This is a genomic window from Caballeronia eucalypticola (genome assembly GCF_047608185.1).
Lineage (GTDB): Bacteria > Pseudomonadota > Gammaproteobacteria > Burkholderiales > Burkholderiaceae > Caballeronia.
The window spans coordinates 140,733-162,127 of sequence record NZ_JBLKRU010000007.1 but is presented as its reverse complement, the minus strand read 5'-3'; the positions used below and the strand labels follow the sequence as shown (position 1 = coordinate 162,127).

Below are 21,395 nucleotides of genomic sequence, written 5' to 3'. Positions count from 1 at the left end.
GGAAGATCCTCATGTCAGAGCAAGCGCAATTCGAACTCTTTGCATTCTGGCGCTCGTCCGCCGCGTTTCGCGTACGTGTCGCCCTAAGTTTGAAGGGCCTGAGCGCGCACGAACAAAACATCGACCTCGACGCAGGCGAACAACGCAGCGCCGAATTCCTGAAGATCAGTCCGCTAGGATCCATTCCCGCGCTGGTTTCCGAGGGGCACGAACCGCTGACGCAATCCCTCGCCATCCTTGAATTCCTCGACGAATTGCAGCCGTCGCCGCCTTTGTTGCCAACCGATCTGTACGGTCGTGCACGCGTGCGCTCCATTGCGTCCATGTGTGCCGCCGATACCCATCCGATGGTCGTGCCGCGCGTGAAAAAGTATCTTCAGACAACGGGCGGATTCGACGATGCCGCGTGGCGCGCATGGCAAATCAAGTGGCTCGGCACGGGCCTGGCCGCCGTTGAGGAGCGTCTGGCGGGCGCGCCGGAAACGGGCAAGTACTGTCACGGCGATGAACCCACCATGGCGGATATTTGCCTCGCAAGCATTGTTGCGGTGACGCGCGTGTTCAAGATCGTCATCCCCGATGTGCCGACTATCGACCGCATCATGGCTGCATGTGACGAGCATCCGGCATTCATGAAGGCCGATCCCAGGCGGCAAGCCGGAGCGCCAACGTAACTGGTAAATAGCAAGCAGCGGTGACCAAGGGCTATCGCTGCTCCTTTAATACCCCGCGCCGCGCGTTGCCGTTTGTCCGGCCAATGCACCAGCCTTGTCCGCATACGCTTCGGCCACGGACGCAATGATCCCGATAGCTTCCTGAACCTGCGATTTCGAAATGTTCAGATACGGAATTGCGCGCACGCCATCGGTACCGGAGGGCAGCACATACAGGCCCTTCTCGTATAAGCGCTCGACAAACTCACCCGCAGGCAAGGACGTCACGGCGAACCTGACGATGTTCGTCTCGACCGTCTTCACATCGATCTGGATACCAGGCAGCGAAGCAATACCTTCTGCGAGCAGACGAGCGTTTTCATGATCTTCGATCAGTCGCGCCCGGTTGTTTTGCAACGCATAAAGCGCACCGGCCGCGATGATCGCTGCCTGTCTGAAACCACCGCCAATCTGCTGCTTGAAGCGCCTCGCGCGCGTGATGAATTCGCGCGATCCCGCGAGCGCCGATCCAACAGGCGCACCCAGTCCCTTGGAAAAACACACGCTGACGCTGTCGAAGTGCCGGGCGTACTCGCTCTCCGCAATTCCTGTCGCGGCCGTGGCATGCCAAAGCCGAGCGCCGTCCAGATGCCGCTTCACGCCGCGCTCGCGGCCTGCATCGCACACGGCCTTGAGTTGTTCCAGCGGCCACACTTTGCCGCCGCCAATGTTGTGCGTGTTCTCGAGACACAGCAGCCGGACGGGAGCGGGAATGGTTGCCGGAAAGAACCGGTGGGGCACGCCAATAGCCGCTTCCACGTCGCTTGCATTGAAGATGCCGCGCACGCCGGGTAACAAGCGTGGCAACACGCCGGCATACGCCGCAGGCGCCCCGCCTTCGAGTATGTAGACATGGGCGTTTTGATCGAAGAGCACGGCATCGCCAGGCTCGGTATGCGCGCGGATAGCCACCTGGTTCGTCATGGTGCCCGTCACCATGTAGACCGCGTCTTCCTTGCCTAGCAGATCCTCGGCGCGCGGCAGTTGCGTACGCGTCACGCCCTGGCCGTGCCGCGTCATGAGTTGGCGCAGAGCACGAATCAGGCGCGATGCCTTTTCGAGTTGCGATGCGTCGGAAGACTCGGAGCACACGTGCGCGGCATACAGCGCCTGCAATGTGTCGGGGTCGTCAATGACCGTTTCCGCGAAGAACGGCAAGCCGCTCGCGCTAACCGGCTCAACGTCCGCCAATACCATGGCGGCCACCTCGGACGGAAAGTAAATCATCCGATAGTCCCAGCCGGCTTCGGTCGCGCCCCTGCCCTCGTGGAGCTGGCCCGGATTGATCACGCAGATGGTTCCTACCGGTAGGATCAGCCGCTCCTTGCCGCCGCGCGTGTAGGCCTGCCCACCGCGTTCAATGAAACCGATCGCATATTCGTCGTGTGCATGAGGCGGGAATTGATGCGCCCGATAAGCCGCCCGCAACAATTCGGCATTCGCCAGCGCCGGTTCGCGCCAGATCCTCGCCCGGTTCGCGAGCGGGCTAAGCGTATTAAGCGCGGATGAAAAAGCAATGGGCGAAGGCATGGTCGATTGAAGCGCCGGATGCATGGCACTAAACGGGAAAATCAATCTAGCAGAAAAGATCCGGGGTCGCACGCAAGCGCGCCGCCTCAATGTCCATCGTTTCGTTGGTCAGATCCAGAAAAGCCTTCACCAGCGGGTTCGGATGCTGTAACTGAGGGCAAACCGTGAAGCCGCGAAACATCACTTCTGGCGCGAACGGCCGGAACACAATGCGCGCGGGATTGGTATCGGATGTGGCCAGCGGATTCACCACGCCCACACCCAGGCCACGCGCGACCATCGCGCAAATAGTGGCGCCGTAAGGCGTTTCGATGACCGGCGCCTGGTTCACGCCGGCTTGCCGCAACGCGCGGTCGAGCGACGAGCGGGTGTCGTCGGCATAGGACGGCAGGATGAGCGCCTGATCCCTCAAGTCACGCGCATGAATGCGCTTGCGCGCGGTGAGCGGATGCTGCGCGGGCAGCGCGCAAACACCCGCTAGCCGATACAACGCCGCGCTGGTCACGCCGAACGCATCGGGCGTTGTCGTAGCAAAACCAACATCGCAATACGCCGACGATGCCCAGCGCTGGATCGTTCCCTCGCTGCGCATTTCCAGCGACACCGCTATACGCGGATACGCCGCAAGAAAGCGCTCGATCACAAGGGGTACGAACGATAGTGCCAGCACCGGCGGCGCAACCAGCCGCAACCGGCCGCTGCCGAACTGGCGGATTTCCCGCGCTGAATGACCGAGCTTTTCGAGTCCCACGAAACTCCGATCGACCTCGCGATAGAAAGCCGTGCCTGCATCGGTGGCCTGGATTCGGCCGCCGTTGCGGGTGAAAAGCGCGAGTCCCGTCGACGCCTCCAGCTCCGCAATCAAGCGGCTGACGCTAGGTTGCGACGTACCAAGTTCTTCGGCCGCTGCGGTCATCGATCCCCGCAGCATCACCAGCCTGAACGCTTCAATTTGCCTCTGATTCATGTGTGTCTATTCCCGGTTTTGCCCACGCCACCTGGAAGCTTGTCATATCAAAAATGAATAGAAGACCTTTTTGGCCGTATTTGACCGGATGGCGGAAGCGCTTCTAGACTGGTTGCAATTAGTCACTCACAGCAAACCATGCGAGCCGACGCCCTGCTTTTCCACGATGACTTTCGCATCGCCCCGTATTGGTGGGACGCCGCGCCGCCCGAAACGTCGCGCGTCGCGCTGCCGTCAAGCGTGGATCTGGTGATCGTGGGAAGCGGCTATTGCGGGTTATCGGCTGCTGCGGAAGCGGCGCGGCACGGGCAATCCGTCGCGGTGCTGGATGCCGCCGAGATCGGCGCGGGCGGCAGCACGCGCAGCGGCGGCATGGTGTCGAGCGGGCAAAAACTGGCGCTGACCGACGCCATTCGCGGGGTATCGGCGGAAAGGCTTGGGCGCTTGATGGCGGAATCCTCGGCGAGTTTCGACTATCTCAAGCACCTGATAACCAGCGAGTCGCTCGACGCCGACCTGCAGATAACCGGCCGTTTTTTTGGTGCGTTCACGCCCGGGCACTTCGAGCGCCTGCGTCTGCAAGGTGAACTGCTGCGCGAGAAAACCGGCGTGACGGTTCACGTGATCACGCGTGCGGAGCAACGCGCCGTGGTGGGATCGGACTACTACTACGGCGGCATTCTCGTGGATGAATACGGCGGCCTGCATACGGCGAAATATCATCGTGCGCTACGCGAGCTTGCGCGGCGATGCGGCGCAAGCCTGCATTCACACGCTGCCGTGGAACGGATTGAACGGACCGGCGAACGCTTTGCTGTCCACACAGCGCGCGGCAAGATTGATGCGAAGCAAGTGCTGGTCGCGACCAACGGTTATACCGGGAACCTGTTGCCCTTTTTTTCGCGTCGCGTGCTGCCGGTGGCGAGTTATCAGATCGCTACCGAACCGTTGCCGCCAGGCCTCATGGATGTCTTGAATCCAGGCCACCGCATGATTAGCGACTCGAAGCGCAACTTGTTCTATACGCGTCCTTCTCCCGACGGCACGCGCATGTTGTTCGGCTCGCGGCCATCGTTTCGTGAAGTAGGTGAACGCGAAGCCGCGCGAATCCTGCACAAGAAAATGGTGCAACTCTGGCCCGCGTTGCGCGACGTGCGAATCACGCACGCATGGAAGGGTTACGTTGCGATGACCGGCGACAAGCTCGCGCATATCGGCGAGCGCGATGGCATGTTTTACGCACTCGGCTGCAACGGCAACGGCGTCGCGTTGATGAGTTACCTCGGGCAGCGCATTGCAAGAACACTGCTACGTCTCGATGCCGCGCCCGGCGCATTCGGCGAAGGTTCGTTCCCGCTGAGTCCGGGCGGCATGGCGCGCAACTTGAGCGTGCCGGTGGGCGCCGTGCTGTATCAACTCGACGATTGCTGGAACGGACGCGTGCGCGGCGCGTTGTCCTGACGTTCGTGTTTCAGGCTTGGTAGTGAGGCTGCATCGACCCATCGCATTTTCATTTCATCGCTGGTTTTCCCTGGAGCAACATCATGCGGTTTCGACATTTTCTCGGTCTTGTTTCTCTCGTCGCTTCCTTCTCGTTGATGGCCGCTACCAACGCCTATGCCGACGACGTCGGCACGTTAGCGCCAGGCAAGCTGATGGCCGGCGTGGATGCTAACAACAAGCCGTACTCCTACATCGATAACGGCAAGATGACCGGCTTCGACGTCGAGTTGCTGCGCGCGATTGGCGCGAAGCTCGGATTGAGCGTGGACTTCCGTGCGCAGGATTTCAGCGGCTTGCTGCCGAGTGTGTCGAACCAGCAGATCGATCTCGCCGCCGGATCGATCTCGATCACGACGGACCGTCTCAAGATGGTCGATTTCTCCGAGGGTTATCTCACTGGGCTGCTCAGCGTAACGACCTTGCCCGATAGCGCGATCACAAGTGACAAGGCGTCGGTCAAAGACAAGCGCATTGGCGTAGTGCAAGGTACGATTGAAGACACGTATTCGGATAGCTACTTGCCGGGCGCGCAGATCGTGCGGTTCCCTAACGTGAACGCGGGTTTCCTTTCCCTGCGCTCGAAATATATCGATGGATTCTTCATCGATAAATCGCTCGTCGACGGTCTGCAAAGCAAGTACCCGCAGTTGAATCTTGCTGACAAGCTGGATATTTCCGCGATCAACCTGCCCGCAGGATTTCCGATACGCAAAGGCAACGCGAAGCTCGAAGCGGCGGTCAACAAGACGCTTAACGAGTTGGTGGCGGACGGCACCTGGATGAAGCTCTATACGCAGTTCCATCCCGGTTATCCGCAGCCTGCCAGCCTGCCGCCCTACGTAATGAAAACCGGTAGCTGAATTTTTGCCGACATGATTCGGAGAGCGCCATGAATGCATTCCTGCAGAACTTCCTCGACTGGCAGTTGCTCACGGGGTCGCTGCCTTCGCTGCTCGAAACCGGGCTCGTGAATACACTCGTGCTGTCACTGTTCTCGACCTTGCTCGGGATCATCGCGGGCATGGTTCTGGCGCTGATGGCGGTGTCGCATATGCGCTGGCTCGAAGTGCCTGCGCGAGTGTTCGTGGAGGTCTTTCGCGGTCTGCCGGCGGCGCTCGTGATCCTGCTCGTCGGGCAAGGACTGGCGCCGGTCGGGCTCGCGGTGTTCGGACCGAACCCATACCCGCTTGCCATCGTGGCGCTCGGATTGATTTCATCGGCGTATATAGCCGAGATATTTCGTTCGGGCATTCAGAGCGTGGGCAAAGGGCAACTCTCCGCGTGTCAGGCGCTCGGCATGACGTACTGGACTGCCATGCGTCACGTGGTGGTGCCGCAAGGTATCCGGCGCATTTTGCCCGCGCTGGCTAACCAGTTCATATCGATCGTAAAGGACTCAAGCCTCGTTTATTTTCTCGGTCTTCTGACTTCGCAACGGGACTTGTTCACGATCGGGCAGAACACCTCGGTGAACACGGCCAATCTGTCTCCACTGGTTGCCGCCGGGTTCGTCTACTTGTTGATTACCGTGCCGCTCACGCACGCGATCAATCACATTGACCGCTGGACCAACCGGCATTCGAATCCGCGATACGGCACAAGTACGGCCACCACGCGCAAGCAACTCAAGCGTCAAGCGGCCGCAGCCGCAACCGCACGAACAGGCATGGCCGAACAACACAACTAAAGCCGGGGAAAAACCACTTTATGGGACCACCAGTCGAGACCGTCACCAACGACACCACCCTGCCGGACGAAGTGGATGTCGTGGTGGTCGGCGGCGGGATTATTGGCGTGAGTACGGCTTTGTATCTAAGCGATAAAGGCCTGCGCGTCGCCGTATGCGAGAAGGGATACATAGCAGGCGAACAATCCAGCCGCAACTGGGGTTGGGTGCGGGTCACGCATCGCGACATGCGCGAGTTCGAACTAAGCATAGAAAGTCTGAAGCTGTGGCGCACGCTTGATCAAACGCTTGGCATCGATACCGGCTTCAAGCAATGCGGCATCTTGTACATGGCTAACGACGACGCGAAGATGGAAGGGCATCGCGTATGGCTTGAAAAAGCGCGGGCCTTGGCCGGCAACGATGCGTTCGACACGCGTGAAGTCGATCCGAAGACCGTGGCCGATTTGCTGCCGGGTGCAGCGAAATCTTTCAAGGGCGGCCTGTACACGCCCGGCGATGGCCGCGCGGAACCGCAGAAAGCCGCGCCGGCAATAGCCAATGCACTGCGCAAACGCGGCGTGAAAATCCTCACTCCCTGCGCGGTGCGCGGCGTGGAAACAAGCGCTGGACGCGTCAGCGCGGTGGTCACCGAGCTAGGAACGATCCGCTGCAACAGCGTGGTGGTTGCGGGCGGCGCGTGGTCGCGGCTCTTCTGCGGGAATCTGGACGTCAACGTGCCGCAGTTGATGGTGAAGGCTTCCGTGTTGCGGACATCGCCTATTGAAGGCGGTCCAGCGGTCAGTGCCAGCAACAAGGAATTCGCATTCCGCAAGCGCGCGGACGGCGGTTATACGATTGCATTCGGCTTTCGCACTTACACGGATATCACGCCTGACAGCTTCCGTTTGCTTCCCCAATATATCCCCGCGCTCAAGAGTCAGATGGGCGCGTTGCGGGTCGGACTAGGCGCGCGTTTCTTCGATGAACTGCGTCGACCGCGTCATTGGGCACTTGATCAGCGGACAGCCTTTGAGGACGTTCGCACGCTCGATCCCGAGCCCATTACCGCTTATACCGATGCCGGCCTGCGTGAGTTCGTGAAGGTCTTTCCGCACATGAGCGGTGCGCGCATTGCGCAGCGTTGGGCGGGTCTCATGGACGTGACGCCGGATGCCATTCCCGTGATATCGAGCGTTGAAAGCGTACCGGGGTTGTTCATCGGCACAGGGTTTTCAGGGCATGGATTCGGCATAGGTCCGGCTGCGGGAAAACTCATGGCGGATCTGGTCACCAACGACACACCGCTAGTCGATCCACACATGTTCCGGCTAAGCCGTTTCAGTGACGGCACGAAGATTGTTATCGATGCAGGCTTTTAAGCAAGGACCTGGACCATGGATAAAGTAGCGATGATTTCCGGCGCGAATCGCGGCATCGGCCTGGCGGTGGCGACGGAATTGCATCGGCGCGGTTATCGGCTGTCATTGGGCATGCGTGACCCTTCCTCGTCGCACATTCCCTTCGATGCATTCACGTTTGCTTATGAAGCACGCGATCCGCTAAGCGGGCAACGTTGGGTGGACGCGACTGTCGAGCAGTTTGGCCGCATCGATGTGCTGATCAACAACGCAGGAATCTGCACGCACATCACGCTTGAGGACGGCACGAGTGAACAACTTGAAGAGACACTCGACATCAACGTGAAGGCGCCCTTCCGCCTCATCCAGGCCGCGTTGCCGCATCTGCGCAAACCCGGCGACGCACGCGTCGTGCAGATTGCATCGCTATCGGGCAAGCGCGTGAAAAACCTGAACGCGGGTTACCAGATGTCGAAACATGCGGTGATCGCGTTGAATCATGCCGTGCGGCGAGCCGGTTGGGATGACGGTATCCGCGCGACCGCGATCTGCCCCGGCTTCGTGAATACCGACATGGCAGCGGGCATAGCCGACCTGGAACCCCAGGCGATGACCCAGCCTGAGGATCTGGCCTTACTGATTGCGAACACCATTGCGATGCCAAATACGGCGAGCGTCGCGGAGATCCTCGTGAATTGCCGGCACGAGGACTTGTTCTAGCCGCTGGACAGCCCTGCTTTACGACAGCGGATAACGCACGTTCCATTGCTTGAGCGCCCTGCTTTCGCGATCGAAACCAAGCACGCTGACTGACGCGGTATCGAGTAGCAAATGTGCGCCTAGCGCCGCTGAATCGTTCATCCAGCAAGCGCCCAGAACGCGCAGAAAATGGGCGTGCGAGAACAGCGCAATGCGCCCTTTCGTGGCAAGCAGCCGCTCGATCAAAGACTCGGCGCGCGCCTGGATATCATTTACGTTTTCGCCTTCAGGTATTGGCGATGTCCACACGGCCCAGTCCGGATCCTCAGCGCGGATATCGTGCGTCTTGCGGCCTTCATAGATACCGTAGTTCCATTCGCTCAGGCGCGGCTCTATTTCGGCTTGAGCACCAAGACCTGCCTCGGCGCAGGTGTCGCGAGCACGGGACATCGGGCTGCATAGCACGAGGTCAAAGGGTTGCGCCGCGAGTACCGGCCGCAGAGAACGCGCCTGTTCGCGCCCGTGTTCCGTCAGTGGAATATCGGTGCGGCCCGTGTGCTGACCAGACAGGCTCCATTCGGTTTCACCATGACGGATCAGCCAGATTTCAGGTTGATTCACGGGGTTTTCGGTAGCGGTAGCGTTCATTGGCGTGGGCAGGATGAGGGTCGGGATTCAACGTTCGGCTTACGTGGCTTGTGTTGCTTAAGCCGAAACGAGCGCGACACGCTAGGGGCGAAGCCCCAATTCTACGGGGCTATCGACAAATTTTCAGAGCAGGTCCCGCTTGAGGCGGCCGCTTTCAAATCGATTCGAAACGGTCTGCCCTGAACGGCGTGACATCGACGAACGGTTCTTCTCCCGTCATCATGGACGCGATCAGCCGGCCCGTGACCGCACCCAGCGTCAAGCCGTGATGCGCGTGTCCGAAAGCAAACCACATGGTCTTGTGACGCGGCGCGGGGCCAATGATCGGCATCATGTCGGGAGTACACGGACGCCTGCCCATCCACGGTTCGTCGTCAACCCGCTCGCCCAGCGGGAACAACGTACGCGCCATGGGCTCGGCGCGCATCAATTGCACAGGCGTCTTCGGCGCATCACGATCCGCCAGTTCAACGCCTGTTGTCAGTCGAATACCGCGTGCCATCGGCGCGATCAGGAAACCGTTATCCACATCCAGTACGGGATGGTTGAGCACCGTCCCGGGTTGCGGCGCGTAATGCATGTGATAACCACGCTTGACCGCCAACGGCAGCTTGTAGCCCAGCGCCGACGTCACGTCTTTAGCCCAGGGCCCTAACGCAATCACGGCCGTCGACGCACTGACCGGACCGTCTTGCGTCGTTACGCGCCAGCCGTCGCCTTCAGCTTCCAGCGAGGTTGCATCGCCAGTCAGGAAGCGTCCGCCCAGGCGCTCGAAGTAGGCCGCGTAACCTGCCACCAACGCGCCGGGGTCTGTCACCGACACCGCATCCGTGTAATGCAAACCACCCACTAGCGAGCGGTCAAGATGCGGCTCGGCGAGTTGCAACTTCGCCGGATCGAGGAGCTTGTATTGCACACCATACTCGCGATGCCACCGCTCGGCGTCGCGCAATTCGTCATCTTGAGACTTAGGGCTGTGGAAGACCTTGATCCAGCCCGTCGGTCGCAACAACGACTCAACGCCGGCGTCGTGCGCGAGGATCTCGTGCTCGGTGACGCAATGTTCGATCAGGGTGGCGTACTGACGCGCGATGGCGGCATGGCGCGCGGGTTCGGAATTGCGCCAGTACGCCCAGAGAAAGGGCGCGAGCGCGGGCAATGCGTCGCGATGGTAATGAACGTCGATGGACGCGTTGCGCGCGTAGTGCATCAGCGTGCCGATGTCGCGCGGAAGCGCATAGGGATAGACGCCCTCGCGCTGCAACAATCCCGCGTTACCGAACGACGTTTCGAGTCCGGGATGCCTGCGGTCCACCAGCGCGACCGAGCGGCCGCGCTTTTGCAAATGAATGGCGATCGATACACCCACAATGCCAGCGCCCAGCACGACTGTGTCGAACTTCATGCGTCGAATCTCTCCTCTACGTCCAGTTTGTTCGCGGTGGTAAATGGTGAACGGGTATTCCCCACTCACCGTTCATCACCCCAGAAACTTCCAGACGTAGATCATACGCGCGCACTTAACAGGCTTTCCAAATAAGCGTTCATTTCGACGCATTGCCTTGGGGGCCTGGCTTCAGCTTCAGTGTTAAACCTCGGCTTTTAGCGAAGCGCAGGAGCGCCCCATGGCGCGCCGATCGTGCCGCCGTCGACCACGATCTCGGCCGCCGTGATTCCAGATGCACCATCCGATGCAAGGAACGCCACGGCCGCCGCAACTTCTTCAGCGGCAGCGAAGCGCCCCATTGGAATAGCGTGCGACAACGCTTCTTCCGTGCCGTCGATCGTCGCGCCCGTCCGCGCACCGCGGGTCCAGATCGGCGTGCGGGTGCCGCCCGGGATCACGGTGTTCACGCGAATGCCGCGCTGCACAAGCTCGCCCGCGAACACCTTCGCCATGCCGGTGATACCTGCCTTGGATGCCGAATAAGCGGCTGTCCCCGCCCGGCCAAGCTCACGCATCACCGAGCCATTCAGGACGATCGATCCTCCCGCCGACATCAACGGCAGCGCCGCCTGAACCGTCAGAAACACGCCCGTCAGATTCGTACGCAGAATGGCCTCGAACGCTGCGGCAGTCGTGCCGCCCAATGGCGTTGGCCCTGAAATCCCCGCGTTGGCAAACACGATATCAAGCGAACCGTAAGCGTCGCCGACTTGCTTGATCACCGAATCGATTGCAGCGGGATCGTCCAGATCCGCCTGAATGCCGAGCGCGTTTGCACCCAGTGCCGACACTGCCTCGTCGAGCTTGGCGCGGTCGCGCCCCGTGATTGCCACGCGCGCCCCTTCGCTAATCAGCAGCCTCGCTGTCGCAAATCCGATACCGCTATTTCCGCCCGTAATCAGAGCAGTCTTGTTAGTGAATCGCATGGGTCCTTCTCCTATGTTGATCGCCGCCCGGTAGCGGCTGAACGAATGCATCGCTTAGTTCGATGCCGCGCCAAACTGAATGTTGAACATAATCCACAAATTCAGTATTATCTTCATCATGCAGATTGTCAAGGGAGGATTGCGATGGGTTTTTCACAGGCACAGAAGGCGGAGAGCAGGCAACGGGTGCTCGACGTAGCGGCTCGCCAGATCCGCGAGCGCGGCCTGGAAGCGCTGGGCGTCGCCGACTGCATGCGCAGTGCGGGGCTGACACACGGCGCGTTCTATGGGCATTTTTCATCGCGTGATGCATTGATCGTCGCCGCGCTGGAACAGGCAATGACGCGGGGAGAGACACGCGTGATGTCACGCGCGACCGAGGCGGCGGAACATGACAAGACCCCGTTCAAAGCGATCGCCGATGCCTACCTGCACCCGGCTCACGCGGAGAATCCCGGCACGGGATGCGCGCTATGTGCACTTGCCGGCGACGCCGTGCATGCAAACGCGGACGTGAAAGCGCTCTACACCACGTACTTGCGGCGGCTTGCGGATCAGTTGACGCAAGCAGCGCGGGGAGCGAACCAAAGCAAAAACGGAAATGAAGCGCTGGGACTCGGCGTGGCGGCCACGATTGTGGGTGCGATCACGTTGGCGCGCGCAGTGGACGACCCCGAACTGGCTCTGTCAATTCTCACCTCTGCGCATGCGCTCGTAATGACACAGGAGGCGCTACCCAGCGATGAACCGGCGTAAATGCAGGCGTATATAAATGCAGCATCAGTGGTTCTCAGAAAACTCACGTGCGCAGAATCGATGCAGCTGTTGCAATAACTCGGAGCCTTGCAAAGTCAGCCGCGGCATAGGCCGACCGTTCGTGCTCGCGTCGATGCTGACGAGGTGCTCATGCTCGAGACTCGCCACGTCGGAACACTGAGGTTCCACCTGTAACGGCGAGTGCTGGATCAAGAGCAGTGTCGACAACTCGTGAGGGCTGAGCATGTGAATCTCCTTGCATGAATGAATCGCAGCGGGTTGCGTTCATGCATCCTAGAGAGCCAAGTCGACAATCACGCTACAGCCATTTTTCACGGCGTTACACGGTTACATTCTCGCAATGAGCAAGCGCCCGCACAGGGCGCAATCGTTGTCGGCAGAAACTTCCCGTTGCAATTGCAAGGTCAACCGAATCGGGCTCGAATCTTTCATCGGGTAAGACAAGCTTTGCTAAAGGATTTTTCCTGCTTAGTAGAGTCCGGGAATCAGTCGCGACGTACGGGAACGGTAAGCATCGTATTCATCTCCAAACTGCGTGCGCAGCAGCGTTTCTTCAGAACGAATGCGCGCGACGAGCGGCACGATGGTAAGCACCGTCAGCACTATGCCGACGCCGGAACGAAACGCCAGCGCCCATCCGAGAGAATTGACGAGGAGGCCCAGATAGCTCGGATGTCGAATGACGCTATACATGCCGGTCGTAACTAACGCATGACCGGGCTGAATGGCAACGAGCCCGCTGAACCGGTGGCCAAGTACGAAAACCGGCCATATCCGCAACACGCCGCCAACGATGAACAAGATCACGCCAAGCCAGCGGAGGTTGTCACCATCGAGTGTCCAGAATTCATTGCGGTCCGTATAGGCCGGCAGATACGCTTGAAGGAGCCCAAGGATGATCAGTGCTGCGATAACCCAGCGGTTATCGCGATCCTCACGCTCGCCCGAGCTCAAGTTGACGCGGCTGAAGATCGTCACGCCCGACATCACGAGCGTCGCGATAGTCACAACAGTCAGCGCCGGATGCGAGAAGAAAGCAGCGAAGCCACCCCATCCAAGGACCGCGAGTCCGAGATAGAGCAGAATCCCGATCACGGTTGCAAAAGCGAGCTTGGGTGTAGGCATCATGGCTGTCTCTCGGGGTTGAACGCTCGTTCCAGTACAGGAGGTTAATCAGGAACCGACTGCAACGCGGCCGCCTACTCTTATCTTTCCATCGGTGCGAGCGGTGCGAATCACGCAAGGGTTATCCAGGTTGCGCCCTTGATACAGCGTTATATCCGCATTCAGCCCGACGCTCAGTGCGCCAGCGGCGACGCCGGTAGCTGCGTCTTCGAGCGTCACATCGAGATGATTGAAGTTGCGGCCCACGTACTTATTCTGACTTGCGCCCATTCGCGTATAAACGAAGCAACCATTGACGTCATTCGCTCGCCCCCACTCGGTGATGCCGTCCAGATCCGGGCGAAGGGAATACAGCACGTCTTCGTTAGCCACTTCGACGAGAAGCTTAGGGCTGCCTACAGAAGCCACCGCAGGCGACGACATGATCACAACCGGATTGCAGCGCAATAACCTTGCTGCATCGGCAATGGAAACGTTAGGGAAATCCGCCTGCTGTATATCGACCGATACGAAGATGGTATCGCCGGCTCTATCGAACGCCAGCGCTTGCTTTTTCATGCTCGACGTCAGCAACAAAACATCTTCATGCTGCCCGCTCTTCCAGATATGGTCAGCAGCAGCCAGCGACGCGTGAAGACACAAGGGGCTCCGTGCATGCGGGTAGTAAAAATCCAGCGTGAGCGGACCATCTGCGTCGATAAAAACACACGCGTGAGCATGTTGCTCGATGGTGAATTGTTGCCGGTCCTCTGAAGACCAGCCCGGGAGCTCAGGACCCGAGACGACCACCGCGTCGTTGCCATTCAGCGCCGTTGCTCCAAAGCATCTATATCGTTCTATGTTCATTGAATCACCTTGAGTGTCGGGTTGTCGTCATAGTACGGTCATGGTCAGGTCAAAGCCAAACACGCCCGTCATAAGCCTCAAGCACCTCATAAATTTCGACGTAATGCCGCCGTCAGGTAAGCTTCGATTACTTGACGCTCCGCCACGCAAATCCATGTCCTCCGTCTCCGCTTTCAAGCTTATCCTGCTCTCGCTAATCGTGATGATTGGCTTGCAGCTGCTAGCCAAGCGCCTTAAGTTGCCGCCCGCTGCCGCGCTATTGGTTGGCGGCATTGCCATGGCTTTCGTGCCAGGTCTCCCTCCCGTTCACCTGGACCCGGACCTGATGATTGTCGTATTCCTGCCGCCGCTCCTCATGGACGGCGCCTACTTCACCGTTTGGGAACAACTCAAACGCAATCTCGGCGCCATCCTGCTACTCGCTATTGGCGCGGTTGCGTTCACCACGCTGGTGGTCGGCGTGGTGGCACATTGGGTCGTTCCCGGCCTGCCTTGGGCGGTCTGCTTCGCGCTCGGCGCTATTGTGTCGCCGCCCGATGCCATCGCCGCGAAGGCTGTGCTCGAACGCGTCGCGCTGCCCGCCAGGCTGATGGCAATCCTCGAAGGAGAAAGCTTGCTCAACGATGCGGCCGGCCTCGTGCTGGTTCGCTTCGCCGTGGCGGCAGCACTCACGGGAACATTCAGCATTGGACATGCCGCTGCAAGCTTTGCCCTGCTCGGCCTGGGCGGCGTGGTGGTCGGCGCCGTAGTTGGCTACGTGATCGTGCAGATCATCCGCTGCCTCGCTGACGACTATCTCATCATCACCGTCAGCGTATTGATGGGATGGACCAGCTACATTGCCGGCGAAATGCTTGGCGTCTCGGGCGTCATTGCGACGGTGACGGCAGGCTTGACGCTGGGCTGGTATCAACACGAAATCTTGAGCGCCAACGTCCGCATGCGCGGCACCGCGTTCTGGCAAGTCATTATTTTCCTTCTCGAAGCGCTCGTATTCATCCTGATCGGGCTCTCGCTTCGCGGAGTCGTCACGCGGTCAGGGGGCGCCGACGATGCGCTCATGACGCTCGCGCCAGCCGTGGCGGCGGTGCTTGGCGCGGTGGTTTTATCGCGCTTCGTGTGGGTCTTCGCTACCGAGTTTCTGAATAGCTTGTGGCAGCGCACGAGCGGCCGCAAGAACGTGATCCTGGATTGGCGAACCGCGACCATAACGAGTTGGGCAGGCATGCGCGGCGTGGTCACCCTCGCGGTTGCGCTGTCGCTTCCGGAAACCTTGCCCGGACGGGACTTGATCCTGGTCGCGTCGTTTGCCGTCATCCTGGTGACCGTGTTGCTGCAAGGCGCGACCATTGGCCTTCTTATCGAATGGATCAATCCTGATCGCAGCGCGGATGCCGGTAATCAACATCTGAGCGAGCCGCAAGCATGGGCAAGACTGGAGGCGGCGCAACTTGCAGCGATTGAACCGCTTGTGCGCGACAGCGAGGGGAACGTGATCCATCCACGCCTGCTCGAGCAATACACCTACCGTGCGACGCTCACCAAAACGTATGGAGACCAGACAGACTTTCCGCATGAGCAGCGCGTCACGCATTACGATGTTGTCCTGGCCGCTATCGCTGCAGGGCGCAAGGAGCTGCTGCGCATGCATCGTTCCGGCGCCATCCACGATGAGATGCTTCACATACTCGAACATGACCTGGACTTGCAAGAGGTGTCTGCGCGGCACGCACGCGGCTGAGAGAGTGGAAGAAAGCCTGGATTGGTACAATCGCGTCAAGCTCCTCGTCCCCCTTTCCTTCTTCACTCCATGTCCGAAACAAACTGGTTGTCCGAACCCAGCACCGCATCCAAACGTATTATCTTCGCGCGCCATGGTGAATATCCGTGCAACGTCCGCGGCGTTTGCAACAGTAATCCCCGCACCAGCTTTTATTTGACCGAGAAGGGCGAAGCACAGGCCAAGGACTTGGGCGAACGTCTGAAGGACGAAAAAATCGAGCTGATTGTGACCTCGGAATTCCTGCGCGCGAGGCAAACGGCGTGGTTGGCCAACAAGGTATTGAACGTGCAGCAAGTCGTTAACCGGCTAGCCAACGAAAACCGGGTGGGTGCCCAATTTGAAGGAAAACACGGCGACGATTTCCAGCGATTCATTGCCCATGCACCGGCTACCGCCGCCACGCCGGACGGCGAACCCTTCACGGGAATGCTTGCGCGTGTCCAGGCACTCATCGCCGACCTGAAACTGAGCAGCCCGCAGACAGTGCTGGTCGTCGCACACGGTTGGACGCTTCAGGCCGTGCGCGTCATCCTGGATGAAATCAGTCCCGATGACGGCGCCCGATGTGTGGACATGCCGTCCAATTGCGAAATTGTTGAAGGATGGTTTTAGTCTCCGGCAAGTCACTTGAATGCGTAGGCCACGCCAACACCATAGGTAATTTGATTCCGGTTGCCGCGCTGCGTGACGTTCGGGCTGTCAGCCGCCGAGCCTGATATCCGCTGGTAATAAATCATCGCTCCGCCGAACCAGTGTTTGTCGATCTGGTAGATCGCAGCGAGCCATCCGGTCATCTGTTCAAGTCCGCCGGAAGGGCTGAACGCAGGCAGGCCGCTGCGCGCGGAATCCTCGTCCGTGACGCCGAAGTACACCTGATTAAATCCCTGGCTCACCCAGCTCGCGCCCACGCCGGTGCCTAGAAAAATGCGCCGCTGCACGGGAAACCAGAAACTGCCGTTCATCGATACCCGGGCTCCCGTGTACACAATTCCCGCGTTGGTCATGACCGTCACAGAACCTCGAAGGCGATACGGGAAAGCGCCTTGGTGATCGTATTCGTAGCCAACAAAGCCACCCGCTTCCGCAGTGGTATGCACGTCGTGGACCTGGGAGACGACCGGATCGTCAACATGACTTCGTCCCAGACGAAGTTCTATGGCCGGACCGTATTGCAGTCCTGTCACTCCACCAAGATCGAACTGGGCATAAGGTCCGTATAGCTCGAACAAACGCCCGCCATCGGTGACATAACGCACTCCCGGCACAGCGCCGACAAAGCGGTCCTTAGCGCCCGCATAGTCTGTCGTGGACCCAAGGCCACCGCCAACCATACTTGGCAGTTCGCCCGGAACGTCGAAGGCCGCTGCCCGGCTTTCCTGGGTGATCAAACAGCACGTTGCGAGCAAAACGACGCGCAGGCATGCGTGGATCGAGTGGTTTTTCATTAGCCAGCCATTGGGACGAGGGTGCCGTGAATGCGGGTTCAATTCCAGGTTTGAGCGTCAGCGCCAGGCACTGCCGACTTGAACATAGAACGCGTTTTGGCCGGGGCCACGTGCAATATCGATACCCATCGTCAAACCGAGCTTGCGCGCGATCAGGTAGCGAAAACCTGTGCCGAAACCGTAGGCTGCCGGCGCATCCGACAATGAGTGAAGGTTGCCGTAAGCTTTGCCGGCGCCCCCAAAACCAAGCACGTACCAGCGCGGCGCCAAATGCCACCTGAGCTCGACCTCGCCTGTCAGTTGATTCCGGTCTTGATACTTCGCGTCGGACACGCCTCGTAGCGAGACATAGGGCTGCGCAAAGAACGGGATATCGCCCTGTGAGAATCCCGTGTCAGCGCGCAGCCCAAGCACCCACGATGAACCGAGCGGTATCCAGTGGTAGCCCCTCGCGGTTTCCATCTGGAAATTTGACGTGCTGCCTAGCCCACCTCGGGCGATTTCCGCCTCAAGCTCCGCGTAGGTTCCTTTGCCCGGGAAAAAGAAATTGTCGCGAGTGTCGTAGTCAATGACGACACCGCCCTTGGCGACTCGCTGCTCGTTCTTGAAACTGGTCAGCCCGCTCGGCAGAGTGGCGTCGAACCGCGTGTTGGAATCTAGGAACGTGTAGCGAGGGCCGACGTACCACGGACTATTGCCCAAGCGAAACAAGAGCTGCTGAACAATGGCCACACCACTTAGCTGATACGCATGCGATCCGCCTTCTGAACCGTAGTAATTCAGATGCAGGTTGATTTTGCCGACAATGCCGAGATAGCGAATCCGGTCCTCGTCCCAAGTGTGAAAATGCATCAGCCCGACACCCCAGCTACGCGTGCCTGTGGCGAAGCCGCCCACGCCCGTGATGTTGTGAGGCGCTGCGCTCTTGACCTCGCCCTGAAGCAGATCGGGATCATGCTTGGGCATGGTGAAGTAAAGCAGGCCCAGGCCGAGGCCGTAGCCAACTGCGGGTTCCGTGACAATAGTGGGCACCGGCAAGACTCCGCGATGCGACAGCAGCATGTCGCTCAAGTCGAACTTGCCGTCTTCAGCGTCCGTGAATTTGCCTTCGGCACTTGCAACACCGGTAAGAGACGCAGTGAGCACAACGCAGCTTAGTAACAGTGGCGGGCCTACCCTTCGTCGCAATTCAAGTGCAGCACCTAAGTCTCGCTTGCATAATTTCATCAACAAGAATCCTGTCATGCAAGATTTAGCTCATCCGCCGTCAATAATTTAGCAACTCGAAGCGTTTGGGTGCCGTGGTTCGAATACGGATTCTTAAAGAGTGAAAACAAGCTCGACCGATATCAGAAACTCAAACGGAACGCAATCGTGGGTAAGCCAGCCTGGTCCCCGAGGGGTATCGGCGCTTTGCCCGGATGAAGCGAGGTCGGACACATTCATGCACTTTCCACGGTATCGGTTGCGCGCCAGTCCCTCAACTTAACGCCCAACCCGACAATCACTTCGACGCCATTATTTGAGTAGGTTTCCTTAATAAAATCAATCAAATACAACGAAGTCGAATGCTGACGTTTCGGTATCGCCAAATGCCCGCATTCAATTTTCCTTCAGCGGCCTCGCAGGAACCCGACGGCACAATCCGTTCGCAGGCGAATCAGGCGACTATTTCTGCACCTCGAAGAAACGCTCCGGACGCTTTCTTTACTGCACTGCAGCACGCACGGTATGAGGCGCTATTAACCAAGCAGCGCGCGTTTTCCCTAAGACACCTTACAGATCCATCAACACATTCGACCCGCAAAGCAATCACTCATCCGATGATGAATCGGATAATCGAACGAGCCTTGCTAAAAGGAACCGTTGTGCTATAAAAATTTAACTAGCATGTCTATCGGTCGCCCGGCCGAAGAAATGGGTGACACCACTGGAGCGAGTGCGACAGTCCATGAGTCTTTTAGAACTCAGAGGTGTTTCCAAACACTTCGGCGCCATTCACGCCCTGACCGACGTGACGTTCAGTCTTGAGCCGGGCCAGGTCGTCGGCCTGATGGGAGACAACGGGGCCGGAAAATCGACGCTGGTGAAAGTCATCGCCGGCAACTTTCCGCCCTCCCACGGCGAAATTCTCATCAGTGGTAAACCAGTGCATTTCGGCAAGCCGGTCGATGCCCGCGCTCAGGGGATCGAAGTCGTCTATCAGGAACTCGCCCTCTGCAATAACCTAACGGCAGCTGCCAATGTCTTCCTTGGTCGCGAGCCACGGATCGGTTTCGGACCTATCCGTATTCTCGATCACGCGACCATGTACAGGCGCGCCGGCGAACTCTTCAAAGAACTGAAATCCGAGACGCGCCCGCGAGACCTCGTTAGGCAGATGTCAGGCGGTCAGCGACAGGCCGTGGCGATCGCTCGCACGCGCCTCTCCGACGCGCGGCTCGTGATCATGGACGAGCCCACGGCAGCGATCAGCGTCCGGCAGGTGGCGGAGGTGCTTAGCCTTATCAGGCGTCTGTCCGAGCATGGCATCGCGGTCATTCTTGTTAGTCACCGGATGCCCGATGTTTTCGACGTCGCCCACCGCGTGGTCGTCATGCGGCGTGGGCGCAAGGTCGCGGACAAGAAGATCGAAGCGTCCTCTGCGGAAGAAGTGACTGGCCTCATTACCGGAGCCATCTCCGCCGCCTGAATCTGCCTTGCGCGGCTATGCGTGGGGAAAGGAGACCCGAATTGAACGATGCGCCGGAAAGGCCCGCTTCAACGCCGATACTGCTTGATGATCCGCAATCCGCGAGGACTCATACTCGCTGGACGGGGCTGCTCGCGAGTCAGGTGTTCTGGGTGGTGCTTGCAACGATCATCGCCTGCATCCTGCTCTCGTTCGTGACTTCGACCTTTGCAACGCAGCAGAATCTCTTCAACGTCACGCGCAACTTCGCCTTCGTCGCCATCGTGGCGCTTGGAATGATGGCGGTGATCGTCACGGGCGGTATCGATATTTCGGTAGGCTCGACGATTGGCTTGAGCGGCATCGTCCTCTCGGTGACCATGAACGCCGGCTATCCGATCTGGGCGGGCATCGGCATGGGGCTCCTGACCGCGGGGATCGTCGGCCTCGTGAACGGCCTGCTTATCGCCTACCTGGACATGCAGCCCTTCGTCGTGACGCTCGGCATGCTGAGCGTTGGCCGCAGCCTCGCGCTGGTGTTCTCTGGCAGCCGAACCATTTTCGATTTCGGTCCCGACGGCGCCAAACTCCTTGCGCTCGGCGGCGGCAAGACCCTCGGCATTGCTAACCCGGTGTGGTTCCTGATCGTGCTCGCCGTGCTTTTCTGGTTTGCGTTTGCGTGCACGCGCTGGGGCCGCTACGTCTTCGCCGTCGGCGGCAACCGCCATGCGGCGAATCTCACCGGTGTTCCGGTGCGCCGCATCATTTGCTCCGTCTATGTGCTCGCCGGCCTCATGGCGGGCGTTGCGGCAATCCTCGAAGTCGGCTGGCTCGGCGCGGTGACCACAGGCCTTGGCACAGGCGACGAATTGCGCGTGATTGCGGCAACGGTGATCGGCGGCACCAATCTCATGGGCGGTATCGGCAGTGCCTTCGGGACTGTCGTGGGCGCGGCACTTATCGAAGTCATCCGCAACAGCCTGATCCTGCTGGGCGTGGACTCGTTCTGGCAGGGAACGGTCGTGGGTGCTTTCATCATCATCGCGGTGCTGTTTAACCGGCTCGGCGGTGAGCGGCAAGGCGATTGAAATGTCTTCGGACGCAGCGGCCGAATCATGCGAGTTGGCCGCTGCCTGGGGCGCGACCGGACGAGACGCGGAACTGCCGGACGCGAGAGTTCGTTAAGAAACGCAAGGTTCCGCGGGAGCGGTCAAAACTCGATTACGGCGCTCCGTTGCGGCTATTACGACAATTGTGCGAGCAAACGCGGCACCGCAAAGCCGGCGCC

General features: G+C 59.5%; 20 protein-coding genes. 11 read left to right on the top strand and 9 right to left on the bottom strand.

All coding sequences use genetic code 11. The features are described 5' to 3' along the window. The first annotated feature begins 11 nt into the window (after positions 1–11). Complete coding sequence (gene maiA / locus ACMX25_RS11110; protein WP_414949854.1) at positions 12–674, top strand: maleylacetoacetate isomerase; 663 nt, start codon at positions 12–14, stop codon at positions 672–674. Positions 675–719: 45 nt separating this feature from the next. Here maiA and ACMX25_RS11105 read toward each other — a convergent pair whose 3' ends face one another. Both ACMX25_RS11105 and ACMX25_RS11100 read right to left on the bottom strand, forming a co-directional pair. Continuing rightward, entirely contained in the window at positions 720–2,243 is a 1,524-nt protein-coding gene (locus ACMX25_RS11105; protein WP_414949852.1) for a GntG family PLP-dependent aldolase, read from the bottom strand. A gap of 46 nt (positions 2,244–2,289) precedes the next feature. Continuing rightward, positions 2,290–3,210 carry a LysR substrate-binding domain-containing protein gene (locus ACMX25_RS11100; RefSeq protein WP_414949851.1) on the bottom strand — a complete coding sequence of 307 codons (921 nt, stop codon included), beginning with the start codon at positions 3,208–3,210 and terminating at the stop codon, positions 2,290–2,292. Between the two features lie 138 nt (positions 3,211–3,348). Between ACMX25_RS11100 and ACMX25_RS11095 the strand changes: the two genes are divergently transcribed. The 5 genes from ACMX25_RS11095 (at position 3,349) to ACMX25_RS11075 (ending at position 8,460) form a co-directional block, all read left to right on the top strand. Continuing rightward, positions 3,349–4,671, top strand: coding sequence for an NAD(P)/FAD-dependent oxidoreductase (locus ACMX25_RS11095; protein WP_414949849.1), 1,323 nt, complete (start codon positions 3,349–3,351; stop codon positions 4,669–4,671). Between the two features lie 83 nt (positions 4,672–4,754). Beyond that, a complete protein-coding gene (locus ACMX25_RS11090; RefSeq protein ID WP_414949848.1) occupies positions 4,755–5,573 on the top strand; it encodes a substrate-binding periplasmic protein in 819 nt (272 codons plus the stop codon). A gap of 29 nt (positions 5,574–5,602) precedes the next feature. Then, positions 5,603–6,400 (top strand): amino acid ABC transporter permease, encoded by a 798-nt coding sequence (locus ACMX25_RS11085; RefSeq protein WP_414949846.1) that lies wholly within the window; start codon positions 5,603–5,605, stop codon positions 6,398–6,400. Between the two features lie 20 nt (positions 6,401–6,420). Continuing rightward, a complete protein-coding gene (locus ACMX25_RS11080) occupies positions 6,421–7,761 on the top strand; it encodes an NAD(P)/FAD-dependent oxidoreductase (protein ID WP_414949844.1) in 1,341 nt (446 codons plus the stop codon). 15 nt (positions 7,762–7,776) lie between these two features. Next, a complete protein-coding gene (locus ACMX25_RS11075) occupies positions 7,777–8,460 on the top strand; it encodes an SDR family NAD(P)-dependent oxidoreductase (RefSeq protein ID WP_414949843.1) in 684 nt (227 codons plus the stop codon). Positions 8,461–8,478: 18 nt separating this feature from the next. Here the strand turns inward: ACMX25_RS11075 and ACMX25_RS11070 are convergent, their stop codons facing one another. The 3 genes from ACMX25_RS11070 to ACMX25_RS11060 form a co-directional block, all read right to left on the bottom strand. Next, entirely contained in the window at positions 8,479–9,060 is a 582-nt protein-coding gene (locus ACMX25_RS11070) for a histidine phosphatase family protein (protein ID WP_414949842.1), read from the bottom strand. A 181-nt stretch (positions 9,061–9,241) separates the two neighbouring features. Then, positions 9,242–10,492, bottom strand: a complete 1,251-nt coding sequence (locus ACMX25_RS11065) for an NAD(P)/FAD-dependent oxidoreductase (protein ID WP_414949841.1) — start codon at positions 10,490–10,492, stop codon at positions 9,242–9,244. A 197-nt stretch (positions 10,493–10,689) separates the two neighbouring features. Next, positions 10,690–11,460: an SDR family NAD(P)-dependent oxidoreductase gene (locus tag ACMX25_RS11060; protein WP_414949840.1), complete on the bottom strand. Its 771-nt coding sequence runs from the start codon at positions 11,458–11,460 to the stop codon at positions 10,690–10,692. 144 nt (positions 11,461–11,604) lie between these two features. On the opposite strand from ACMX25_RS11060, the gene ACMX25_RS11055 reads away from it, so the two are divergent. Further along, complete coding sequence (locus ACMX25_RS11055) at positions 11,605–12,216, top strand: TetR/AcrR family transcriptional regulator (RefSeq protein WP_414949839.1); 612 nt, start codon at positions 11,605–11,607, stop codon at positions 12,214–12,216. A gap of 489 nt (positions 12,217–12,705) precedes the next feature. On the opposite strand, the gene ACMX25_RS11050 is transcribed toward ACMX25_RS11055, so the two are convergent. Together ACMX25_RS11050 and ACMX25_RS11045 are read right to left on the bottom strand one after the other, a co-directional pair. Then, positions 12,706–13,365 (bottom strand): methyltransferase family protein, encoded by a 660-nt coding sequence (locus tag ACMX25_RS11050; protein ID WP_414949838.1) that lies wholly within the window; start codon positions 13,363–13,365, stop codon positions 12,706–12,708. A 45-nt stretch (positions 13,366–13,410) separates the two neighbouring features. Beyond that, on the bottom strand, positions 13,411–14,208 hold the full coding sequence (locus tag ACMX25_RS11045) for a PhzF family phenazine biosynthesis protein (RefSeq protein ID WP_414949837.1): 798 nt from the start codon (positions 14,206–14,208) through the stop codon (positions 13,411–13,413). Between the two features lie 154 nt (positions 14,209–14,362). Here ACMX25_RS11045 and ACMX25_RS11040 point away from each other — a divergent pair, with 154 nt between their 5' ends. Then, on the top strand, positions 14,363–15,949 hold the full coding sequence (locus ACMX25_RS11040; protein WP_414949836.1) for a Na+/H+ antiporter: 1,587 nt from the start codon (positions 14,363–14,365) through the stop codon (positions 15,947–15,949). 87 nt (positions 15,950–16,036) lie between these two features. Next, a complete protein-coding gene (locus ACMX25_RS11035; RefSeq protein ID WP_414949834.1) occupies positions 16,037–16,603 on the top strand; it encodes a histidine phosphatase family protein in 567 nt (188 codons plus the stop codon). 11 nt (positions 16,604–16,614) lie between these two features. Here ACMX25_RS11035 and ACMX25_RS11030 read toward each other — a convergent pair whose 3' ends face one another. Both ACMX25_RS11030 and ACMX25_RS11025 read right to left on the bottom strand, forming a co-directional pair. Then, a complete protein-coding gene (locus ACMX25_RS11030; RefSeq protein WP_414949833.1) occupies positions 16,615–17,436 on the bottom strand; it encodes a MipA/OmpV family protein in 822 nt (273 codons plus the stop codon). A 57-nt stretch (positions 17,437–17,493) separates the two neighbouring features. Beyond that, the gene (locus ACMX25_RS11025; RefSeq protein ID WP_414949831.1) at positions 17,494–18,582 is read right to left on the bottom strand and encodes a BamA/TamA family outer membrane protein; all 1,089 of its coding nucleotides are present in this window, start codon (positions 18,580–18,582) and stop codon (positions 17,494–17,496) included. Positions 18,583–19,387: 805 nt separating this feature from the next. Here ACMX25_RS11025 and ACMX25_RS11020 point away from each other — a divergent pair. Together ACMX25_RS11020 and ACMX25_RS11015 are read left to right on the top strand one after the other, a co-directional pair. Next, entirely contained in the window at positions 19,388–20,128 is a 741-nt protein-coding gene (locus ACMX25_RS11020) for an ATP-binding cassette domain-containing protein (RefSeq protein WP_414949830.1), read from the top strand. A 41-nt stretch (positions 20,129–20,169) separates the two neighbouring features. After that, positions 20,170–21,195 carry an ABC transporter permease gene (locus ACMX25_RS11015; protein WP_414949829.1) on the top strand — a complete coding sequence of 342 codons (1,026 nt, stop codon included), beginning with the start codon at positions 20,170–20,172 and terminating at the stop codon, positions 21,193–21,195. Positions 21,196–21,395 lie beyond the last annotated feature (200 nt).